Source organism: Mesorhizobium sp. YM1C-6-2, from assembly GCF_003666685.1.
Lineage (GTDB): Bacteria > Pseudomonadota > Alphaproteobacteria > Rhizobiales > Rhizobiaceae > Mesorhizobium_K.
On sequence record NZ_RCIZ01000005.1, the window covers coordinates 24,411 to 41,761 of the forward strand.

Consider the following 17,351-nt stretch of genomic DNA (forward strand, 5'->3'; position numbering starts at 1 on the left):
GCAAATCGCCGTGACCTCTCTTCGGGGATCTCCACCATGCTTCGCTATCTTGCCGGCGTCGCCGGCTTTCTCGCGATCCTGCCGGCGATGCCGGCGCCCGTGGCGGCGGCCGACGCGGCGGCAGGCAAGACCAAGGCCGCCAAATGCAGCGTCTGTCACGGCCTCGACGGTCTCGCAAAGAACCCGGACGCGCCAAATCTCGCCGGCGACAGCGCCAACTACATCCGCAAGCAACTCGGCGCCTACAGGAGCGGCGAGCGCAAGGATCCGCAGATGAGCATCATGGCCAAGGGTCTCAGCGACGACGACATAGCCGACCTCGCCGCCTGGTATTCGAGCCTGAAAGTGACTGTCGAGATGCCGAAATAGGCGGCCCCCGCGCTACCGCTGCGGATCGTTCTCCAGGAGGATCGGCTTGCCGTGTGGGGTTGCATGCGCGGCGCGTTCCCAGGCTGCGGCCAAGGCGTCGACTTCCGCCGTCGGCGCCACGCCTTTCGAGACGAGAAGTTTTTCCAGCGCCGCCAGCCAGTGCTCATAGTAGTCGTGGCCGTCGTCGGAGGCATCCTGCCTCTTCACTTCCGCCGACAGCGCCTCGGCCCATTCGCCCCACGAAAACAGCCCCTTCTCGTGCAGGGCGACCGTCAGCGCAAAAGCTTCCGCCTGCCATGGCTCGGCAAAGACCGGCTCGTCGATGCCGGGCGGGAGTTCACGCTGGTTCAAGATAGCTCTCCCAGGCGTCGATCGAGACGGTCAGCGTCGGGTCGGCGTCCTCGCCCCAGATCTCACGCCCGTCGAAGACGACGGTGTAGACCCATTGCGGATTCTCGCCTTCGCCATGCGCATTGGTGTCGGGGAAGACGTACCCTTCACGCACGGCCTCGACCACGCCGTGCCTGCCGCGCGCATAACGCGGCAGCCTGGTGTGGCCGGTCGGGCTGAAATTGCGGGTGACGATCCGGTCGCCCGTCTTGAAGCGCGGCGGCGTCCCGACCGGCCGGTCGCAGGGGCCGCCGCGCGCAAGGACGGCCGGCACGTCAGCGGCCTTCAGCACGCGCTTCGGCTGCGTGGCGCCATCAACCGCCCTGCCCTCGGCAAGGTCGCGCTCGCTGACGAAGCCGTGGCGCTTGAGCAGCCGCTCCAGCCCCTTGATCCAGATCTCGTAATAGGTCGAGGACAGGTAGTCGACCGGATGGCGGTTCTCCCGCGCGTGGCGGCTCTCGTCGATGTTCCAGAACCCAAAGGTGCCGGCGCAGAGCGTGACGCCGAGCGCACGCTTTTCCCAGTCGGCATGGAAGACCGGCTCGTCCGTCTCGGGCGCGACCGGCCCGAGCCCCATCTGGCCGCCGAGATCGTGCGGGCCGTTCATGCGGCTTCGGGCTCCAGCGCCACGCCGGTGCCGATCATCGAGTCGCGCGTGACCAGCCCGGCGAGATCGTCCTCGCTCCAGCCTTCGGTGCCGGCGGGCCGCTGCGGCACCACGAGGTAGCGCAGCTCGGCGGTCGAATCCCACACGCGGACCTTCTTGTCCTTCGGCAGCGTCAGCCCGAACTCTTCGAGCACGCCGCGCGGGTCGATGACGGCGCGGCTGCGATAGGGAGGCGCCTTGTACCAGACGGGCGGCAGGCCGAGCACGCTCCACGGATAGCAGGAGCAGAGCGTGCAGACGACCAGGTTGTGGGTTTCGTCTGTGTTGAAGGCGGCCTGCATGTGCTCGCCCTGGCGGCCGGTGAAGCCGAGCGAGGCGATCGCGGCGGTCGCGTCCTGCCGCAGCCAGTCGGCATAGGCCGGGTCGCTCCAGGCGCGCGCCACGACCCTGGCGCCGTTGCGCGGCCCGACCTTGGTCTCGTAGGTGTCGACGATGACGTCGATCGCGGCGGGGTCGATCAGCCCTTTCTGGGTCAGGATCGTCTCCAGCGCGCGAACCCGCGCGGCCATCGGGTCGAGCTCGTTGTCGTGATGATGGTCGTGATCGTGTGACATGGCCACAAGCTACGACCTTGCCGGCTCCCGGACAAGGCGGCGGCGGGGTTCCGCGGCTACCACCGTCAAATTTGACAAGCTTGGCCCGGTGGCCGAGAACAGCGCCTATGTTGCCCGTTTCTTTTGCCCTGCTGATAGTCTGCAAAGGCGGCCTTCTCATAGGCTGACTGCCTGGCGCCACTACCTGCGAGAGCAAGAGCGGCGCCAGGATAGGCGACCAAAATCCCAACCGAATTCTTGCGGACTGCCTGCGGCGGATTTGCTGCGCGCGTATGCGCGCGCTCGCCAAAGCCGGCGGCCATCACCTGGATTATGCGATATGACCTTCAGATACAGCTTCACCTTCCCGATCAGCGGCCCCAACAAGCTGCCACGCTTCAAGAAATGGGCCGAGGAACATGCACAGGAAGTCGAGATCAGCCTGCCCCTTCAGGTTCCGATCAAGAGCGAAGCCATGACCATCCGCCTGAAATCCGCCGACGATCGCGAGAAGCTTGAGACCAGGCTGACCGGCGTCAAACTCTAGCGCCTGAGCAACGGTGGCGGGCCCCGCCCGCCACCGCCCGGGCCGTCTAGCCCGACGGTCGCTGTGCCTGAGCCCGCCGCTCGTGCGGCCAAGGACGGCAGGGGCGGAATTATCCAAGCATCGGCCAGAGGCTGGCGGCGAGCAGCACGCCCATGGCGACGTTGAACCATTTGAGCCGGACAGGATCGGCGAGGAAGCCGCGCAGCGCCATGCCGAAACCCGCCCAGGTCGAGACGCTGGGCAGGTTCACCACCGCGAAGGCGCCAGCCACGATGAGCATCGAGAGGAACGGCGCCTGCGGGTTGGTGTAGATGGCCATCGCGCTGACCGCCATCACCCAGGCCTTCGGATTGACCCATTGGAACGCTGCGGCCTCGAGGAAGGTCATCGGCCGCGCTCCGGAGTCGGCGCCGCTACCTATCGAGCGCGACATGGCGATCCGCCAGGCGAGATAGAGAAGGTAGGCGCCGCCGAGCACCTTGAGCGCCAGATGAAGCGAAGGAAACGCTGTCAGCATCGCGCCGAGCCCCAGGCCCACGCCAAGCAGCAGCGACAGAAACCCGCCGCCGATGCCGAGCATATGCGGGACGCTGCGCACGAAGCCGAAATTCACGCCTGAAGTAAGCAGCATCAGGTTGTTCGGCCCCGGCGTGATCGAGGTCGCGAAAGCGAAGGCCAGCAGGGCCAGGAAAGCGTCAAGGGACATCGGATTCACACAAGGTCAGCACTGCTGACTTAAATTATCGGTCCGAGCGGCGGACGCGCCATAACCGTCAAGCGGTTATGCCAGGGGTGGCGCCAGGATTGCGCGTATGTCCCGGATGGCTCGGGCTGCAGCCGGAGGGCTACATCCCCTGCGGGCCGCGGTTCATGGCGGCGACGCCGGTGCGGCAGATCTCGACCAGCCCGAGCGGCTTCATGATGGCGATGAACTGGTCGACCTTGGAGCCCTTGCCGGTGATCTCGAAGATGAAGTGCTCGGTGTTGGCGTCGATGACGCTGGCGCGGAACGCGTCGGCGAGTCGCAGGGCCTCGACGCGATTGTCGCCCTTGCCGGCGACCTTCACCAGCGCGAGCTCGCGCTCCAGCGGGCGGTCCTGACCGAGTTCCCTGGCGCGAACGGTGAGGTCGACCACGCCGTGCACCGGCACGATGCGCTCGAGCTGATGCTTGATCTGCTCCAGCACATGCGGCGTGCCGCGCGTGACGATGGTGATGCGCGACAGGTGCTTCTCGTGCTCGGTCTCGGAGACCGTGAGGCTCTCGATGTTGTAGCCGCGGCCGGAGAAGAGGCCGATGACGCGCGCAAGCACGCCCGGCTCGTTGTCGACGAGCACCGAGAGCGTGTGCGTCTCGGGAAGCTCGGTCTCCTTGGCGATGAAATAGGCGGAGCCGGTGGGTTGAAGCTGGGCGTTCATGTCTGAATCTCGATCTCGGGAACTTGTGCTAACTTGCTGTACGGCCGGCGTTTTTACACCAGCTCCCTGCCCTTGGCGTCGATGGCGTTGGCCACCGCCTCGTCGGTCGCCTCGTCGGGGAGCAGCATCTCGTTATGCGCCTTGCCCGACGGGATCATCGGGAAGCAGTTGGCGAGCGCGGCGACGCGGCAGTCGAAGATCACCGGCTTCTTGACGTCGATCATCTCCTTGATCGCGGCGTCGAGATCGCCCGGCTTCTCACAGCGTATGCCATGCGCGCCATAGGCCTGGGCGAGCAGCACGAAGTCCGGCATCGCCTCGGTGTAGGAATGCGACAGCCGGTTGCCGTGTAGCAGCTGCTGCCACTGCCGCACCATGCCCATGTACTGGTTGTTGAGGATGAAGATCTTGATCGGCGCCTCGTACTGCACCGCGCAGCTCATCTCCTGGATGGTCATCTGCACCGAGGCGTCGCCGGCGATGTCGATGACCAGCGCGTCGGGATGCGCGATCTGCACGCCGAGCGCGGCCGGCAGGCCGTAGCCCATCGTGCCCAGTCCGCCCGATGTCATCCAGCGGTTCGGCTGGTCGAAGTGGAAATGCTGCGCGGCCCACATCTGGTGCTGGCCGACCTCGGTGGTGATGTAGGTGTCCTTGCCCTTGGTCGCCTCGAACAGACGCTGGATGGCGTATTGCGGCATGATGACGTCGTCGTTCATCCGGTAGGCGAGCGAGTCGCGCGCGCGCCAGCGGGCGATCTGCTCCCACCAGGGATGCAGCGTCTTCTTGTCGGTCTTGGCGGTCGCCCGCCACAGCCGCACCATGTCCTCCAGCACGTGGCCGACATCGCCCAGTATGCCGATGTCGGCCCGCACGTTCTTGTTGATCGAGGACGGGTCGATGTCGACGTGGATCTTCTTCGAGTTCGGCGAGAAGGCGTTGATGCGGCCGGTGATGCGGTCATCGAAGCGCGCGCCCAGGCACAGCATCACGTCGCAGTCATGCATGGCCATGTTGGCCTCGTAGGTGCCGTGCATGCCGAGCATGCCGAGCCAGTTCTTGCCCGATGCCGGATAGGCGCCGAGCCCCATCAGCGTCGAGGTGATCGGGAAGCCGCTCAGCTCGACCAGCTCGCGCAGCAACTGGCTCGCCTCCGGGCCGGAATTGATGACGCCGCCGCCGGAATAGATGATGGGCTTCTTCGCATTGGCGAGCAGCGCGACTGCGGCCTTGATCTTCTCCAGGTCGCCCTGGACCTTCGGCTGATAGGAGGTGCGCGGCGCGGTCTGCGGCGGCGTATAGATGCCCTTGGCGAACTGGACATCCTTCGGGATGTCGACGACGACAGGGCCAGGCCGGCCCGTCGTGGCGACGTGGAAGGCTTCGTGGATGATCGCGGCGAGTTCGTTGACGTCCTTCACCAGCCAGTTGTGCTTGGTGCAGGGGCGCGTGATGCCGACAGTATCGCATTCCTGGAAGGCGTCCGAGCCGATCAGCGCGGTCGGCACCTGCCCGGTCAGGCAGACGAGCGGGATGGAATCCATCAGCGCGTCCTGCAGCGCGGTCACCGCATTGGTGGCGCCAGGGCCGGAGGTGACCAGCATCACGCCCGGCTTGCCGGTCGAGCGCGCATAGCCTTCCGCCGCATGGCCGGCGCCCTGCTCGTGGCGGACCAGGATGTGCTGGATGTCTTCCTGCTGGAACAGCTCGTCATAGATCGGAAGGACCGCGCCGCCCGGATAGCCGAACAGGTGGAGGACGCCGTTGTCCTTCAGCGCCTGCACCACCATTTCGGCGCCGGTCATCTCACGCCGTTCGTTCTGTCCGTTGCTCATCGGTCCGTTCCGTTTCTGCTCGCCATCGGCGAATTTCAGTCTTTAGTCCAGGTAACAAAAAAGGCCCCCGAGGGAGCCTTGGCATTTGCGCATGGGGTGCTGTCGCCCGGCGGTCACACCGCCTTGCCCATGCGCATTCCTACTACGAGAATGAGTGTCGTTTTCATGGGCGCGGACTTTAAGGGCGGAATCCGGGGCGAGTCAATCACTGATTTCGCCGTCAGACATTACTTGCCGAGCAAACGGCCGCCGCTGCCGACGGATGCAATTTTAGCGGCGGGTTCAATCTCTTCTCAACCATCCCCCCTCACCCGGCTTTAACTGCGAATGGGTAACCTCTCCGGACAGGCAGGCGGACAGGGACAGACTTGATGTACGCACAGGAGAACTCCCGCGGAGAGGCGGTTCCGCAGGAGCGGCGCGACGCCGCCCAGAACGACTCGCGCATCCTCGGCCATGTCGTGCGCTGCGACGGAGCGCGCGCCACCATCGCCGCCTTTGCCGACACCGAGGAAGGCACAGTGACCGGCCTCTGGACGGTCGGCCGCATGATCTCCATCAATCTCGGCACCGCCCGCACCGTCGGACTGGTCTATGCCATCGGCAAGGCCGACCTCGCCTGGAACCAGGGCCGGCAGAATGCCATCGAGGTCAATGTCGAGCTGATCGGCGAGGTGCGCGACCGCGAGGCGCCCCAGCCGCCCGTCTTCGATCGTGGCATCACCGTCTATCCCCACATTGGCGCGATCGCCCACCGCATCCGCGCGCGCGACCTGCAGGCCGTCTACGACCTCGCCGACCGTCATGCGATCACCATCGGCCAGCTTTCGCAGGACGAAAACATCGAGGCGCGCATCGCGATAGACGACACGCTGGCGCGCCACTTCGCCATCGTCGGCACGACCGGCGTCGGCAAGTCGACTGCGGTCTCGCTTCTGATGCGCAAGGCGATCGAGGCCCGTCCGGATCTGCGCGTCCTCATTCTCGACCCGCACAACGAATTCGCCGGCTCGCTGCCGGAATATTGCGTGCGCGTCGACGCGGGTTCGCTCGACCTGCCGTTCTGGATGTTCCGGCTGGAGGAATTCACGGAGGTTCTGTTCCGCGGCCGCGAGGCGGACCCCGAGGAGGTCGACATCCTGCGCGATCTCATACCGATGGCGAAGAACCTCTATCGCAACCCGGCCGGCGGAGCTTTCCTGCGTCGCGGCGTCGATGCGCTGACCGCCGACACGCCGGTGCCTTACCGCATGGCCGATCTGATCAAGCAGATCGACGAGCGCATGGGGCTTCTGGAGAGCAAGAACGACCGCCCGATCCTGAAGTCGCTGAGGACGCGCATCGAATCCGCTGTCGCCGACCCGCGCTACAAGTTCATGTTCAACTCGCGGCTGATCGAGGACACGATCCACGAGACGATCGGCAACATCTTCCGTGTTCCGCATGAGGGCCGGCCGGTCACCTGCTTCGAGATGGCGGGCATGCCCTCCGAAGTGGTCAACTCGGTGTGCTCGGTGCTCGCGCGCCTCGCCTTCGACCTGGCGCTGTGGAGCGAAGGCAAGCTACGCTTGCTGGTGCTCTGCGAGGAGGCGCATCGCTACATGCCGGCCGATCCCAGGCTGGGCTTCGCGCCGACCAGGCACGCTCTGTCGCGCATCGCCAAGGAAGGCCGCAAATATGGCTGCTACCTCGGCGTGGTGACACAGCGCCCCGGCGAACTCGACCCGACCATCCTGTCGCAATGCTCGACCTTCTTCGCCATGCGGCTCGCCAACGAGCACGACCAGTCGATCATCCGCTCGGCGATCGCCGATTCCTCGGCGTCGAGCCTCGCCTTCCTCTCCTCCATGGGCCAGCGCGAGGCGATCGCCTTCGGTGAAGGCGTCGCCACCACCATGCGCCTGAAATTCGAGCGGCTGGACGCCAGGCTCATCCCCGGCACCCAGAAGAGGCATCAGGAGGAGATGGCGGCCGGCGACGGAAGCGATGTCGACCTCATCAACATCGTCGAGCGCCTCCGCAACGTGCCCAAGGCGCAGTCGAACCTCGCCTTCGCCGAGCCCGTCAGCGCCCAGCTGCAGCCGGGCGACCCTGGCTACCGCAAGCCGGAGTCGCCTGCCCCGCGTTCGGTGCCCGACCAGGACGACATCGATTTCGGCTACGGGCTGAAGCCCGGCCGCTTCGGTTCGCGGACGTAGGAAGAGCCGACGTCAGCATTCTATCCACCAGAAGCCGCGGGGACGGGCGCGGCTTCGATCCGTTCGGCCACCAGATCCTGCAGTCGCCACAAATAGGCGTCGCTCAAACCGAGTTCTTCGAGGTGACTGACCGTACTGAGCAGGTACTCGGCCATAGAACCCAGACGCCCCACCGCATTGGCCAGGACATCGGCCACTTCTTCCGCCGTCAGATTGCCTACATAGGAGCCCGAATTGCGGTCGATCGCAAAAGTCAGCGCCCGTAGCGGCCCCTCCTCCGTCGCCAGGTTGATCCAACGGGCGGGAAAAGGATGCGGGATGACATGGATCTCTCGCCGCAGCAGCGAAAGAAGGTTCGCTTCGACGGACCGGCCGGGCAGCCTGTATGCGAGCCCTTTGCAACTGCCGCCACGATCAAGTGCAAGCATCAGGCCGGGCCGCCGTTCGGTCCCGCGAAACCATTTGTCCCAGCCGAGACAGAACGATCGGCGCCATCCCCTCACAAGCGCCTTCCGCGTGTCGGTGAATTCGAACGCCGGGTTCCAGATCAGGGACCCGTACGCAAAGACCCACAGGTCGTTCTGGCTCGGGGCGGCCGTCAGGATGTCGTTCGCCAGCTTGCGGCGATCCTCGTCGGTGGCGGGTCTTCGATCTGACGCGAAAGACGCCGGCGAGATGTCTCCCGCATCGAGCATGACGCGCGCAATGTGTTCCGGCGTAAGGCGCAGTGGATGTTTCGCCATGGCTGCTCGACCCGAAGGCCGGCCATCATGCAGGGATAGCCCGGAATCTCAAGCGCAGACGCGGTTCCTGCCGGTCTTCTTGGCCTGGTAGAGCTGCTGGTCGGCCCGCCGGAACAGCCCGTCGGCATTCTCCTTGCGATCCCATACGGCAAGGCCGACGCTGGCCGTCACCTTCAGCCGGACGCTTCCGGACACGATTACCATGCCGGCCACCGCCTTGCGGATGCGCTCGGCGAAACGCACGAGCGTGTCGACGTCCATGTTGGGTGCAACCACGGCGAACTCCTCGCCGCCCAGCCGCGCCACCACGTCGTGATAACGGGTCATGTCTTTCAGGCAGCCGGCCACCGCCCTCAGCACCTCGTCGCCTATGTCGTGGCCGTGCGTATCGTTGATCTGCTTGAAATGGTCGAGATCGACGATCATCAGCCCGACCGGCTTCTCGATACGACGGAACTCGCCCAGATATTCCTTCAGCGCATCGTCGAAATAGCGCCGGTTCTGCATGCCGGTGAGTGCGTCGGTGAGCGCCGCATATTCGAGCTTCTGCGAGCGCGCCGACAGCGTCTCGGTCATGGCGCGCAGCTTGTTCTCTTCCCTGACCTGCCTGCGGATGAGCGGGAAGATGAAAAACAGGCCGAAGACCAGCCCCGTGGCAAGCAGCAGCCCGGTGGCGAAGAGGAGTTTCGACAGATAGGCGACGTCCGCGTAGCGTTCCGGCTCCGCCAGCCCGTTTGCGATCGAAAACAGCACGTCATAGGCGTGAAAGATCATCACGCCGGCCGCAAGGATGACCGCGATGAACAAGAAGAAAGCGGCTTCGGACTTGTGCAGGCGCATATTCTCCCCGCCGACGGCACCGTTCCCGCTTATGCCATCGGCGACCTTACGGAGGGTTAATCGGCGCGGTTGCTGGAGCCCCCGCCCGGACGGCCCGGCAAGGGCCCCGGCGGGTCCATGACGTGCGAAACATCCGGCTGGCGCAGGCGGCTCCAATGCGCGCCAAGCTGATGGCGGAACCAGGTCGACTGGCGTTTGGCATACTGCCTGGTCGCGATCTTGGCGCGTTCGATCGCCTCCGCCATCGGGATCTCGCCCGCCAGCGCGGCCCCAAGCTCGCGCACGCCGATCGCCTTCATGGCCGGCAGTTGCGGGTCCAGCCCGAGCGCCTTAAGCGCCTTCACCTCCTCCAGCGCGCCTGTGTCGAGCATCGCATCGAAGCGCCGGTCGATGCGGCCGACGAGTTCGGCGCGGTCGGGCTCGATGACGATGAAACGGGCGCTTTCGAGATCGATCAGCGGCGTACCGCGTTCCCCCTGCCATTCTAGGATCGAGCGACCGGAGGCCTCCAGCACCTCGAGCGCCCGGACGATGCGCTGGCCGTCGCCGGTGCGCAGCGTCGCCGCCGCCTGCGGGTCTTCGCGCATCAGGATGCGATGCAGCCTTTCGGGGCCCTTCTCCGCAAGTTCGCCGCGCCAGCGCTCGCGGACCGGTCCGGGGATGTCCGGCATCTCGGAGATGCCTTCCTCCAGGGCGCGGAAATAAAGCCCCGTGCCGCCGACGAAGATCGGCCGGGCCGTCGAAAACCGGCCGCTGCCGGCGAGCGAGATCACGTCGCGCAGCCAGGCACCGGTCGAATAGGCGACGCCGGGATCGACATGGCCGTAGAGCAGATGCGGCGCGCGCCGCATCTCGTTGGCGCCCGGCCGCGCCGTCAGAACGTCGAGCACCGAATAGACCTGCATCGAATCGGCGTTGACGACGACGCCCCCGAGCGTCTCGGCAAGCTCCAGCGCCAGCCGCGACTTGCCGCTCGCGGTCGGGCCCGCTATCAGGATCGCGTTCCTGATGCCTCCCTTCCCGCCGGATTTTTCGATGCCGCTCGTCGCCACGCTGATTTCCCATCCCGCCGCGCGTCGTCTGTCGCGGCCGCTGGCGACTATGGCGTCCCAGGCGGTCGGCGCAAGCGCGATCTCCTGGCTCGGCGAGGAGATCGCCTGCGATCTTGTCCTGCCCGCCGGCATGGACAGGAAAGAGGCCGCCGCTGCGCTCCACGAAAAGCTCGCCTCCGAGCCGATCGACATCGTCGTCCACGACGCATCCGCCAGGCGCAAGAAGATTCTGCTCGCCGACATGGATTCGACCATGATCGACCAGGAATGCATCGATGAGCTTGCCGACGAGGTCGGGCTGAAGGAGCGCGTGGCGGCGATCACCGCCCGTTCCATGAACGGCGAGATCGCCTTCGAGCCGGCGCTCCGGGAGCGCGTCGCACTGATGAAGGACCTCGAGCTTTCGGTCGTCGACCGCATCATCCGGGACCGCCTGACGCTGGCGTCCGGCGGCCGGGCGCTGGTGCAGACGATGCGTCAGCACGGCGCATGGACGGCGCTCGTCTCGGGCGGCTTCGACGTGTTCACCTCGAAGATCGCCGAAAAGCTCGGCTTCCACGAGAACCGCGCCAACCGCCTTGTCGTCGCAAATGGTCGGCTGACGGGCGAGGTCGCCGAGCCGATCCTCGGCCGCGCCGCAAAGGCCGAGGCGCTTTCCGACATCGCCCTCAGCCACCATGCCGACGCCGAGGATGTGCTCGCCGTCGGCGATGGCGCCAACGACCTCGACATGATCCAGCTTGCCGGCATGGGCGTCGCCCTCCACGCCAAGCCGGCCGTCGCGGCCGAGGCGAAGATCCGCATCGACCACGGCGACCTCACCGCTTTGCTCTACCTGCAGGGCTATCGCGAGGAAGAATTCGCCGGATGACGCCGATCCGCACCGAGCGGCTGATCCTGCGCAACTGGGAGGAGCGCGACCGCGACCTCTTCCACCGCATCAATTCCGACGACCGCGTGATGGAGTTCTTCGATTTCCGCCGCGACCGGGAAAACGCCGACGTCGTCATGGATCGCATGCGCGAGGAGATCGCGCGCGACGGTTTTGGCTGGACGCCCGCCGAGATCGCCGCAACAAGCGAATGCATCGGCTTCATCGGCCTGCACCGGGCGGAGGTCCCCGGCGTGGCGCCGGAGGGCGCGTTCGAGATCGGCTGGCGCCTGGCGCCGGAATTCTGGGGCAACGGCTTTGCAAGCGAAGGAGCCCGGGCGCTGCTCGATTTCGGCTTCGATCGGCTTAAACTCGACGAGATATTCTCCTTCGCCGTGCGCAGCAATGTCCGCTCGACCGCGGTGATGGAGCGCCTCGGCATGCGCCGCGATCCGTCAGCCGACTTCGACCACCCCCGCGTCGCCGACCCGCAGCTCAAGGGGCATGTGCTCTACCGCCTCAAGCGCGAGGACTGGCTGGCCGACTCCGATCACTAGCGGCGCGGGGGCGGAAGCTCGTCACCAGGTTCAGCCGCCCGCGATGGAACGCGATCTAGAAGTGCAGCAAGACCTTCGCCGGTCGCCTTGCCCGCCCGGCGCTTCAGGAACGCTTCTGCGGTTTCGATCGAGCCAACTTTCTGCGCAACGGCCGAAGCTATCCATTGATTGAGGGAAACGCCGTCCCGTCGGGCCAGGCGCGCAGCGGCCTCTTTGACTGAATTTGGAAGCTTCAACGGATAGGTAGCTTTGCTCATTTTCGTATCCTTTGAAGAAGATCGGCAGGACGGAGGATATCGATCTCGAACCTGCCTTGGACCGCCGCAAAATCACGTACATTGTGCGTTACCAAGGCTTCCGCTCGACCGTTGATCGCTGCCTCTAGAACGAGTTCATCCTTCGGATCCGCCAATATCGGACGCCACAAGAAATGAACTTCCACAGGTTCGGATAGCGCGGCGAACTCGCCCAGGAGCAGATCCACCTCAGGCAACCCAAATCCATGTACAGCAAGTTGCTCGGGCCTCGTAAGCACGGCTTCGTACTCAAGAAAAAGCGCCGTGGTGACGAGCGGACGAATTTGTTTCGCCGCAACTGCCTTTAGAATCTCAAACGACGCGCCGGCATTGCTCCTGAGGCCGGACGCCAACACATTAGTGTCCAGCACCGCGCGCAGCATCACTTTACATGATATGACATCCTATAGGATGTATCAAGTGGAAAGCGTTCAATCCATCCGCACCGTCACGAAGCGCAGCTCGCCCGTCTTCGAGGACAGCATCAGGAGCGCGTTCTTGCGGCCCTGCTCCTTCAACGCGGCGACGCGGTCAAGCACGTCCTTCGGCGCCGAGACCGATTCCTGCGCGATCTCGGTGATCACGTCGCCGGCGGCGATGCCGCGCTCGGCGGCGGCCGAATCCGGCGCCACTTCGGTGACGACCACGCCCGAGACATCCGGACCGATGCCGAACTTGGTACGCGCTTCCTCGGTCAGTTCGCCGACCGTCATACCGAGCACCGAGGCGGTGGCGACGGGGCCGCCGTCTTCCCCGGGCTGCGCGCCTTCCGCCTCGACGAGCTTCTCGCCCTCCTCGAGACGGCCGAGCGTGACCTTGACGGTGACTTCCTCGCCCTTGCGCAGGACGACCACCTCGACCTCCTTGCCGACCGGGCTCTCCGCCACGGCCAGCGGCAGTTCGCGGCTCTCGTTGATATCCTTGCCGTCGAACTTGATGATCACGTCGCCGACCTCGATGACGCCGTTGTCGACCGGCCCGCCCTTGATGATGCCGGATACCAGCGCGCCCCTGGCGAGCTTGATGCCGAGGCTTTCGGCGATCTCGTCGGTCACCGGCTGGATGCGCACGCCGAGCCAGCCGCGGCGGGTCTCGCCGAACTCCCGCAACTGCGAGACGACGCCGATCGCCATCTCCGCGGGGATCGAGAAACCGATGCCGATCGAGCCGCCAGACGGCGAGATGATCGCCGTGTTGATGCCCACGACCTCGCCATACATGTTGAACAGCGGGCCGCCGGAATTGCCGCGGTTGATCGCGGCGTCGGTCTGGATGAAGTCGTCATAGGGACCGGCGTCGATGTCGCGGTTGCGCGCCGAGATGATGCCGACCGTGACCGTTCCGCCGAGGCCGAATGGGTTGCCGATCGCCATCACCCAGTCGCCGATGCGCATCTTGTCGGAATCGCCAAACTTGACCGCCTTCAGCTTTTTGAGCGTCGGATCGACCTTCAGCACGGCGATGTCGGTCTTGGGATCGGTGCCGACCAGCTCGGCCTTCAGCTTGGAGCCGTCGGAGAAGTTGACCTCGATCTCGTCGGCGTCGGCGATCACGTGGTTGTTGGTGACGATGATGCCCTCTTCCGCATCGACGACGAAGCCGGAGCCCAGCGACTGGACCTGCTGCGGGCCACCTCCGCCTTGCCGGTCCTTGAAGAACTCATCGAAGAAGTCCTGGAAGGGCGAACCTTCCGGCGCCTGCGGCAGCGGCACGGTGCCCTGCCCTTCGCTGCCCGTTATCCGCTGCGAGGTCGACACGTTGACAACTGCGCCGAGCAGACCCTCGGCGAGATCGGCGACCGAAGCGGGCCCGGCCTGCGTGACATGCGGCGCGGCGGGAGCGGACGCCGGCGGCTGGGCTTCCGTCCCGGAGCTCGTCTGCGCGAAGGATGGAGCCGCCGAGACGCCGGGGAGCACGGCAAGCGCCGCGGCCAAAAGAAAATTGCGCAGGGCAGGCATAGGATGGTGGCGGTTCATGCGGCTGCTCCCGGTCGCTTCGATGGAAACCGCCCGGCACGCGGGCTGGCATCATGTTCGCAAGAAATAAGGCCTGTTTTGGGCTTTGGCTACGAATGCGAGAATAAATTCTCCATTATCCTCGCACCAGCCAGACGACGCCGACGCCCAAAGCTATCGACACCAGCCCAAGCACCCGCAACACATTCTCGGGCGTGCCCAGGACCTCCGTCGCCAGCCGTTTAGCAAGACCCGGAAAGCCGCCATAGACCAGGCCCTCGACGACGAGGACCAAGCCTATCGCGGCCAGGAAATCGGACACGGGCCAACCCGGTTCAGGGGTTGGCGCCGGTCGCCTCGGACGGCGTCGGGGCCGGTTCCGGTATCGCTCCGGTCGCCCCCGCGGCCGGCGCGGGCGCGGCTGGAGCCGGTTGCGCCGCCCCGCCCTGCTTGGTCAGGAAGTAGCGGAAGAAATCCGAATCCGGCGACAGCACCATCGTCGTGCCGGTTCCCAGCAGCGCGTTCGAATAGGCGATCATCGAGCGGTAGAACTCGAAGAAGCCCGGGTCGCGCTGGAAGGCCTCGGCGAAGATGGCGTTGCGTTCGGCCTCGCCTTCACCGCGCAGGATCTCCGATTCCTTGCGCGCCTCGGCGACGATCTCGACCACTTCGCGGTCGGCGCGGGCGCGGATGCGCTGCGCCGCCTCACGACCGCGGGCGCGCAGCCTTTCGGCCTCCGCCAGACGCTCGGCCTTCATGCGGTCGTAGGTCTGCTGCGAGACTTCGGCCGTCAGGTCGGTGCGGCGGATACGCACGTCCTCGATCTGCAGGCCGAGCGAGGTCGCGTCCGGACGAAGCTGGTCGCGCACCTCGCGCATCATCTCGGCGCGCTCTTCCGACAGCGCCGATTCGAAGCCGCGCACGCCGTAGACCCGGCGCAGCGCCGCGTCGAGGCGGGTGCGCAGCCGCGCCTCCGCCTGGCTGACGCTGCCCGAGACCGCCTGGCGGAACGTCCGCGGATCGGAGATGCGGTAGGCGACGAAGGCGTCGACCTCATAGAACTTGCCGCCGGAAACCTGGACGCGGATGTCGTCGAGGTCGAAGCGCAGGATGCGGTCGTCGATGATCTGAACGTTGTCCGCCTCGAAGAAGGCGAACGGCGCCTTGAAATAGATGCCGGGCTCGCTCTTGACGTCGACGATCTCACCGAAGCGCAGCACGATCGCCTGCTGGCGCTCGTTGACCACGAAGATCGACGAATAGATCAGGAACAGGATGACGGCCGCGATGACCGCGATGAAGGGAAGACGGTTTGCCATCAGTTTGCCCCCTGCACCTGGCCCTGGGTCGCCGGAGCGGCCCGCTTCTGCAGTTCGGGCAGCGGCAGGTACGGCACCACGCCCTGCCCATCCTGGCCGACGATCACCTTGTTCGAATCCTTCAGCACCTTCTCCATCGTCTCGATGAACAGGCGCTCGCGGGTGATGTCCGGCGCCTTGGCGTATTCGTTGTAGACTGAGATGAAGCGCTGCGCCTCACCCTGTGCTTCCTGCACGACGCGGTTCTTGTAGGCGGCCGCCTCTTCGCGGACCTGTGCCGCCTCGCCGCGCGCCTGGCCGAGCTGCTGGTTGGAATACTGGTTCGATTCCTCGACGAAACGGTCCTCGTCCTGCTCGGCGCGCTGCACCTCGTCGAAGGCGTCGGCCACTTCGCGCGGCGGCGCCGCATCCTCGATCGAGATCGCGTTGATCGCCAGCCCGGCGCCGTAGCTGTCGAGCGTCGTCTGGATGATGTCGCGCACCGCGTCGGCTATGCCCTGGCGGTCGTCGCGGAAAATGTCCTGCGCCGGCCGGCGGCCGACCGCCTCGCGCATGGCGCTCTCGCCGATCTGGCGCACCATCTCGTCGGGATCGGCAACGTTGAACAGATAGGCTTCCGGGTTGGAGACCTGGTAGGCGATCGAGAAGCGAACGTCGACGATGTTCTGGTCGCCCGACAGCATCAGGCCGGACGAGGTGTTGCCGCGCGCCTCGCCCACCTGGATGAGCTTTTCGGCGGTGTTGGCGTATTCGACCGTTTCGATCGGCCACCAGTGGAAATGCAGGCCCGGTTCCGAAAGCTCCTGCTTCGGCTTTCCGAAACGCAGCTCGACCGCGAGTTCGTCCGGCTGCACGGTGTAGATCGACTGGAAGAGCCACAGCGCCACGAGCGCCAGGCCGATCAGGCCGAACAGCGCCGGACTCGCGCCGCCGCCGCCCGGCAGCGCCTGCTTCAGCCTGTCCTGGCCGCGGCGGATGATATCCTCGAGATCCGGAGGATTGCCTTGCGGGCCGCCCGGACCGCGCGGTCCCTGGCCCCACGGGCCTCCGCCGCCGCCATTACCGCCGCCGCCGCCCCACGGACCGCCGCCGCCGCTCTTGTCGTTCCAGGGCATGAATGTCCTTTCGGTACTCTTTTGACCCAGGCGCCCGGCAATAGCCCGCACGCCTCCCTGCGCCTTCTATAGGGATGAGCGGCTTAGCTTTCAACGCGCCGCTTTTTATTGGATTTCAATGCACTGCCGCGCGCCGCTCGTAAACGGCGTAACGTGTCGCATGGGTGTCCTTCTCGCCGGCAGGGAAATCCTCAGCACCGGCAAGATACCAGATTTCCGGGTCTATCGGCGGAAAAACCGTATCGCCGTCGACCTTTGCGAGCACATGGGTGACATGGAGCCTGTCGGCGAGCGGCAGCGCCTGGGCGTAGATTTGGCCGCCGCCGATCACGCAGATTTCATCGGCGCCGGCCATGCAGCGCGCCCGTGTTCTGGCAAGAGAGATCGCATCGTCCAGCGAAGAGACGGTCTCCGCGCCCTCCGCGCGATAGGTCTTGTCGCGGGTGACGACGATGTTCAGCCGCCCCGGCAACGGCCGTTTCGGGAAGCTCTCCCAGGTCTTGCGGCCCATGACGATCGGCTTGCCCATGGTCTGCGCCTTGAAGCGCTTGAGATCGGACGAAAGCCGCCAGGGCAGCCCGCCCTCGCGACCGATGACGCCGTTCTCGGCAATCGCCACATAGATCGCGATGTGCATGCGCGGTGC

Annotated in this window: 21 protein-coding genes; 5 read left to right on the forward strand and 16 right to left on the reverse strand. The window is 65.7% G+C overall.

What is annotated here, in order from left to right:
* The first annotated feature begins 36 nt into the window (after window positions 1-36).
* Window positions 37-369: a cytochrome c gene (locus D8676_RS14185; RefSeq protein ID WP_121581688.1), complete on the forward strand. Its 333-nt coding sequence runs from the start codon at window positions 37-39 to the stop codon at window positions 367-369.
* 12 nt (window positions 370-381) lie between these two features.
* Here the strand turns inward: D8676_RS14185 and D8676_RS14190 are convergent, their stop codons facing one another.
* Genes D8676_RS14190 through nthA form a run of 3 tightly spaced genes read right to left on the reverse strand, consistent with a single transcriptional unit; the run spans window position 382 to window position 1,980 of the window.
* Window positions 382-720, reverse strand: a complete 339-nt coding sequence (locus tag D8676_RS14190; RefSeq protein ID WP_183097102.1) for a nitrile hydratase accessory protein — start codon at window positions 718-720, stop codon at window positions 382-384.
* A complete protein-coding gene (gene nthB / locus D8676_RS14195) occupies window positions 707-1,366 on the reverse strand; it encodes a nitrile hydratase subunit beta (protein ID WP_121581692.1) in 660 nt (219 codons plus the stop codon). Before nthB ends, D8676_RS14190 begins: the two co-directional genes overlap by 14 nt.
* Window positions 1,363-1,980, reverse strand: a complete 618-nt coding sequence (nthA, locus tag D8676_RS14200; RefSeq protein ID WP_121581694.1) for a nitrile hydratase subunit alpha — start codon at window positions 1,978-1,980, stop codon at window positions 1,363-1,365. Before nthA ends, nthB begins: the two co-directional genes overlap by 4 nt.
* A gap of 319 nt (window positions 1,981-2,299) precedes the next feature.
* On the opposite strand from nthA, the gene D8676_RS14205 reads away from it, so the two are divergent.
* A complete protein-coding gene (locus tag D8676_RS14205; protein ID WP_121581696.1) occupies window positions 2,300-2,506 on the forward strand; it encodes a hypothetical protein in 207 nt (68 codons plus the stop codon).
* A 109-nt stretch (window positions 2,507-2,615) separates the two neighbouring features.
* Here D8676_RS14205 and D8676_RS14210 read toward each other — a convergent pair whose 3' ends face one another.
* From D8676_RS14210 to D8676_RS14220, 3 genes are all read right to left on the reverse strand, one after another.
* A complete protein-coding gene (locus D8676_RS14210; protein WP_121581698.1) occupies window positions 2,616-3,212 on the reverse strand; it encodes a LysE family translocator in 597 nt (198 codons plus the stop codon).
* 139 nt (window positions 3,213-3,351) lie between these two features.
* Complete coding sequence (ilvN, locus tag D8676_RS14215; RefSeq protein ID WP_121581700.1) at window positions 3,352-3,924, reverse strand: acetolactate synthase small subunit; 573 nt, start codon at window positions 3,922-3,924, stop codon at window positions 3,352-3,354.
* Window positions 3,925-3,977: 53 nt separating this feature from the next.
* Complete coding sequence (locus tag D8676_RS14220; protein WP_121581702.1) at window positions 3,978-5,759, reverse strand: acetolactate synthase 3 large subunit; 1,782 nt, start codon at window positions 5,757-5,759, stop codon at window positions 3,978-3,980.
* 371 nt (window positions 5,760-6,130) lie between these two features.
* Here D8676_RS14220 and D8676_RS14225 point away from each other — a divergent pair, with 371 nt between their 5' ends.
* The gene (locus D8676_RS14225) at window positions 6,131-7,957 is read left to right on the forward strand and encodes an ATP-binding protein (protein ID WP_121581704.1); all 1,827 of its coding nucleotides are present in this window, start codon (window positions 6,131-6,133) and stop codon (window positions 7,955-7,957) included.
* A gap of 20 nt (window positions 7,958-7,977) precedes the next feature.
* Here D8676_RS14225 and D8676_RS14230 read toward each other — a convergent pair whose 3' ends face one another.
* Genes D8676_RS14230 through miaA form a run of 3 tightly spaced genes read right to left on the reverse strand, consistent with a single transcriptional unit; the run spans window position 7,978 to window position 10,592 of the window.
* Entirely contained in the window at window positions 7,978-8,700 is a 723-nt protein-coding gene (locus tag D8676_RS14230) for a gamma-glutamylcyclotransferase (protein ID WP_210210726.1), read from the reverse strand.
* Window positions 8,701-8,748: 48 nt separating this feature from the next.
* Window positions 8,749-9,540 carry a GGDEF domain-containing protein gene (locus D8676_RS14235; RefSeq protein WP_121581706.1) on the reverse strand — a complete coding sequence of 264 codons (792 nt, stop codon included), beginning with the start codon at window positions 9,538-9,540 and terminating at the stop codon, window positions 8,749-8,751.
* 56 nt (window positions 9,541-9,596) lie between these two features.
* On the reverse strand, window positions 9,597-10,592 hold the full coding sequence (miaA, locus tag D8676_RS14240; RefSeq protein ID WP_121581708.1) for a tRNA (adenosine(37)-N6)-dimethylallyltransferase MiaA: 996 nt from the start codon (window positions 10,590-10,592) through the stop codon (window positions 9,597-9,599).
* Between miaA and serB the strand changes: the two genes are divergently transcribed.
* Together serB and D8676_RS14250 are read left to right on the forward strand one after the other, a co-directional pair.
* Window positions 10,576-11,463, forward strand: a complete 888-nt coding sequence (serB, locus tag D8676_RS14245) for a phosphoserine phosphatase SerB (protein ID WP_121581710.1) — start codon at window positions 10,576-10,578, stop codon at window positions 11,461-11,463. The genes miaA and serB overlap by 17 nt on opposite strands.
* Window positions 11,460-12,020: a GNAT family N-acetyltransferase gene (locus tag D8676_RS14250; protein WP_121581712.1), complete on the forward strand. Its 561-nt coding sequence runs from the start codon at window positions 11,460-11,462 to the stop codon at window positions 12,018-12,020. Before serB ends, D8676_RS14250 begins: the two co-directional genes overlap by 4 nt.
* On the opposite strand, the gene D8676_RS14255 is transcribed toward D8676_RS14250, so the two are convergent.
* The 7 genes from D8676_RS14255 to D8676_RS14285 form a co-directional block, all read right to left on the reverse strand.
* A complete protein-coding gene (locus D8676_RS14255; protein ID WP_121581714.1) occupies window positions 12,017-12,277 on the reverse strand; it encodes a pilus assembly protein HicB in 261 nt (86 codons plus the stop codon). The two genes, D8676_RS14250 and D8676_RS14255, sit on opposite strands and share 4 nt — an antisense overlap.
* The gene (locus D8676_RS14260) at window positions 12,274-12,699 is read right to left on the reverse strand and encodes a putative toxin-antitoxin system toxin component, PIN family (RefSeq protein ID WP_121581716.1); all 426 of its coding nucleotides are present in this window, start codon (window positions 12,697-12,699) and stop codon (window positions 12,274-12,276) included. Before D8676_RS14260 ends, D8676_RS14255 begins: the two co-directional genes overlap by 4 nt.
* Window positions 12,700-12,747: 48 nt before the next feature.
* Window positions 12,748-14,292, reverse strand: a complete 1,545-nt coding sequence (locus D8676_RS14265) for a DegQ family serine endoprotease (protein WP_245426815.1) — start codon at window positions 14,290-14,292, stop codon at window positions 12,748-12,750.
* A gap of 115 nt (window positions 14,293-14,407) precedes the next feature.
* Window positions 14,408-14,593 carry a DUF2065 family protein gene (locus tag D8676_RS14270; RefSeq protein WP_121581718.1) on the reverse strand — a complete coding sequence of 62 codons (186 nt, stop codon included), beginning with the start codon at window positions 14,591-14,593 and terminating at the stop codon, window positions 14,408-14,410.
* 13 nt (window positions 14,594-14,606) lie between these two features.
* Window positions 14,607-15,590, reverse strand: a complete 984-nt coding sequence (locus tag D8676_RS14275; RefSeq protein ID WP_121581720.1) for a protease modulator HflC — start codon at window positions 15,588-15,590, stop codon at window positions 14,607-14,609.
* Window positions 15,590-16,705 carry an FtsH protease activity modulator HflK gene (hflK, locus tag D8676_RS14280; protein WP_121581721.1) on the reverse strand — a complete coding sequence of 372 codons (1,116 nt, stop codon included), beginning with the start codon at window positions 16,703-16,705 and terminating at the stop codon, window positions 15,590-15,592. Before hflK ends, D8676_RS14275 begins: the two co-directional genes overlap by 1 nt.
* 115 nt (window positions 16,706-16,820) lie before the next feature.
* Window positions 16,821-17,342, reverse strand: coding sequence for a dihydrofolate reductase (locus D8676_RS14285; protein WP_121581723.1), 522 nt, complete (start codon window positions 17,340-17,342; stop codon window positions 16,821-16,823).
* Window positions 17,343-17,351 lie beyond the last annotated feature (9 nt).

What these genes read in the sequence shown, in the direction of transcription:
- D8676_RS14205 (WP_121581696.1), top strand. Translation starts at nt 2,300, where the DNA reads ATGACCTTCAGATACAGCTTCACCTTCCCGATCAGCGGCCCCAACAAG.
- D8676_RS14265 (WP_245426815.1), bottom strand. Translation starts at nt 14,292, where the DNA reads ATGAACCGCCACCATCCTATGCCTGCCCTGCGCAATTTTCTTTTGGCC.
- D8676_RS14210 (WP_121581698.1), bottom strand. Translation starts at nt 3,212, where the DNA reads ATGTCCCTTGACGCTTTCCTGGCCCTGCTGGCCTTCGCTTTCGCGACC.
- D8676_RS14230 (WP_210210726.1), bottom strand. Translation starts at nt 8,700, where the DNA reads ATGGCGAAACATCCACTGCGCCTTACGCCGGAACACATTGCGCGCGTC.
- D8676_RS14285 (WP_121581723.1), bottom strand. Translation starts at nt 17,342, where the DNA reads ATGCACATCGCGATCTATGTGGCGATTGCCGAGAACGGCGTCATCGGT.
- nthA (WP_121581694.1), bottom strand. Translation starts at nt 1,980, where the DNA reads ATGTCACACGATCACGACCATCATCACGACAACGAGCTCGACCCGATG.
- D8676_RS14275 (WP_121581720.1), bottom strand. Translation starts at nt 15,590, where the DNA reads ATGGCAAACCGTCTTCCCTTCATCGCGGTCATCGCGGCCGTCATCCTG.
- serB (WP_121581710.1), top strand. Translation starts at nt 10,576, where the DNA reads ATGCCGCTCGTCGCCACGCTGATTTCCCATCCCGCCGCGCGTCGTCTG.
- ilvN (WP_121581700.1), bottom strand. Translation starts at nt 3,924, where the DNA reads ATGAACGCCCAGCTTCAACCCACCGGCTCCGCCTATTTCATCGCCAAG.
- D8676_RS14255 (WP_121581714.1), bottom strand. Translation starts at nt 12,277, where the DNA reads ATGAGCAAAGCTACCTATCCGTTGAAGCTTCCAAATTCAGTCAAAGAG.
- D8676_RS14235 (WP_121581706.1), bottom strand. Translation starts at nt 9,540, where the DNA reads ATGCGCCTGCACAAGTCCGAAGCCGCTTTCTTCTTGTTCATCGCGGTC.
- nthB (WP_121581692.1), bottom strand. Translation starts at nt 1,366, where the DNA reads ATGAACGGCCCGCACGATCTCGGCGGCCAGATGGGGCTCGGGCCGGTC.
- D8676_RS14260 (WP_121581716.1), bottom strand. Translation starts at nt 12,699, where the DNA reads ATGCTGCGCGCGGTGCTGGACACTAATGTGTTGGCGTCCGGCCTCAGG.
- D8676_RS14220 (WP_121581702.1), bottom strand. Translation starts at nt 5,759, where the DNA reads ATGAGCAACGGACAGAACGAACGGCGTGAGATGACCGGCGCCGAAATG.
- D8676_RS14225 (WP_121581704.1), top strand. Translation starts at nt 6,131, where the DNA reads ATGTACGCACAGGAGAACTCCCGCGGAGAGGCGGTTCCGCAGGAGCGG.
- hflK (WP_121581721.1), bottom strand. Translation starts at nt 16,705, where the DNA reads ATGCCCTGGAACGACAAGAGCGGCGGCGGCGGTCCGTGGGGCGGCGGC.
- D8676_RS14250 (WP_121581712.1), top strand. Translation starts at nt 11,460, where the DNA reads ATGACGCCGATCCGCACCGAGCGGCTGATCCTGCGCAACTGGGAGGAG.
- D8676_RS14185 (WP_121581688.1), top strand. Translation starts at nt 37, where the DNA reads ATGCTTCGCTATCTTGCCGGCGTCGCCGGCTTTCTCGCGATCCTGCCG.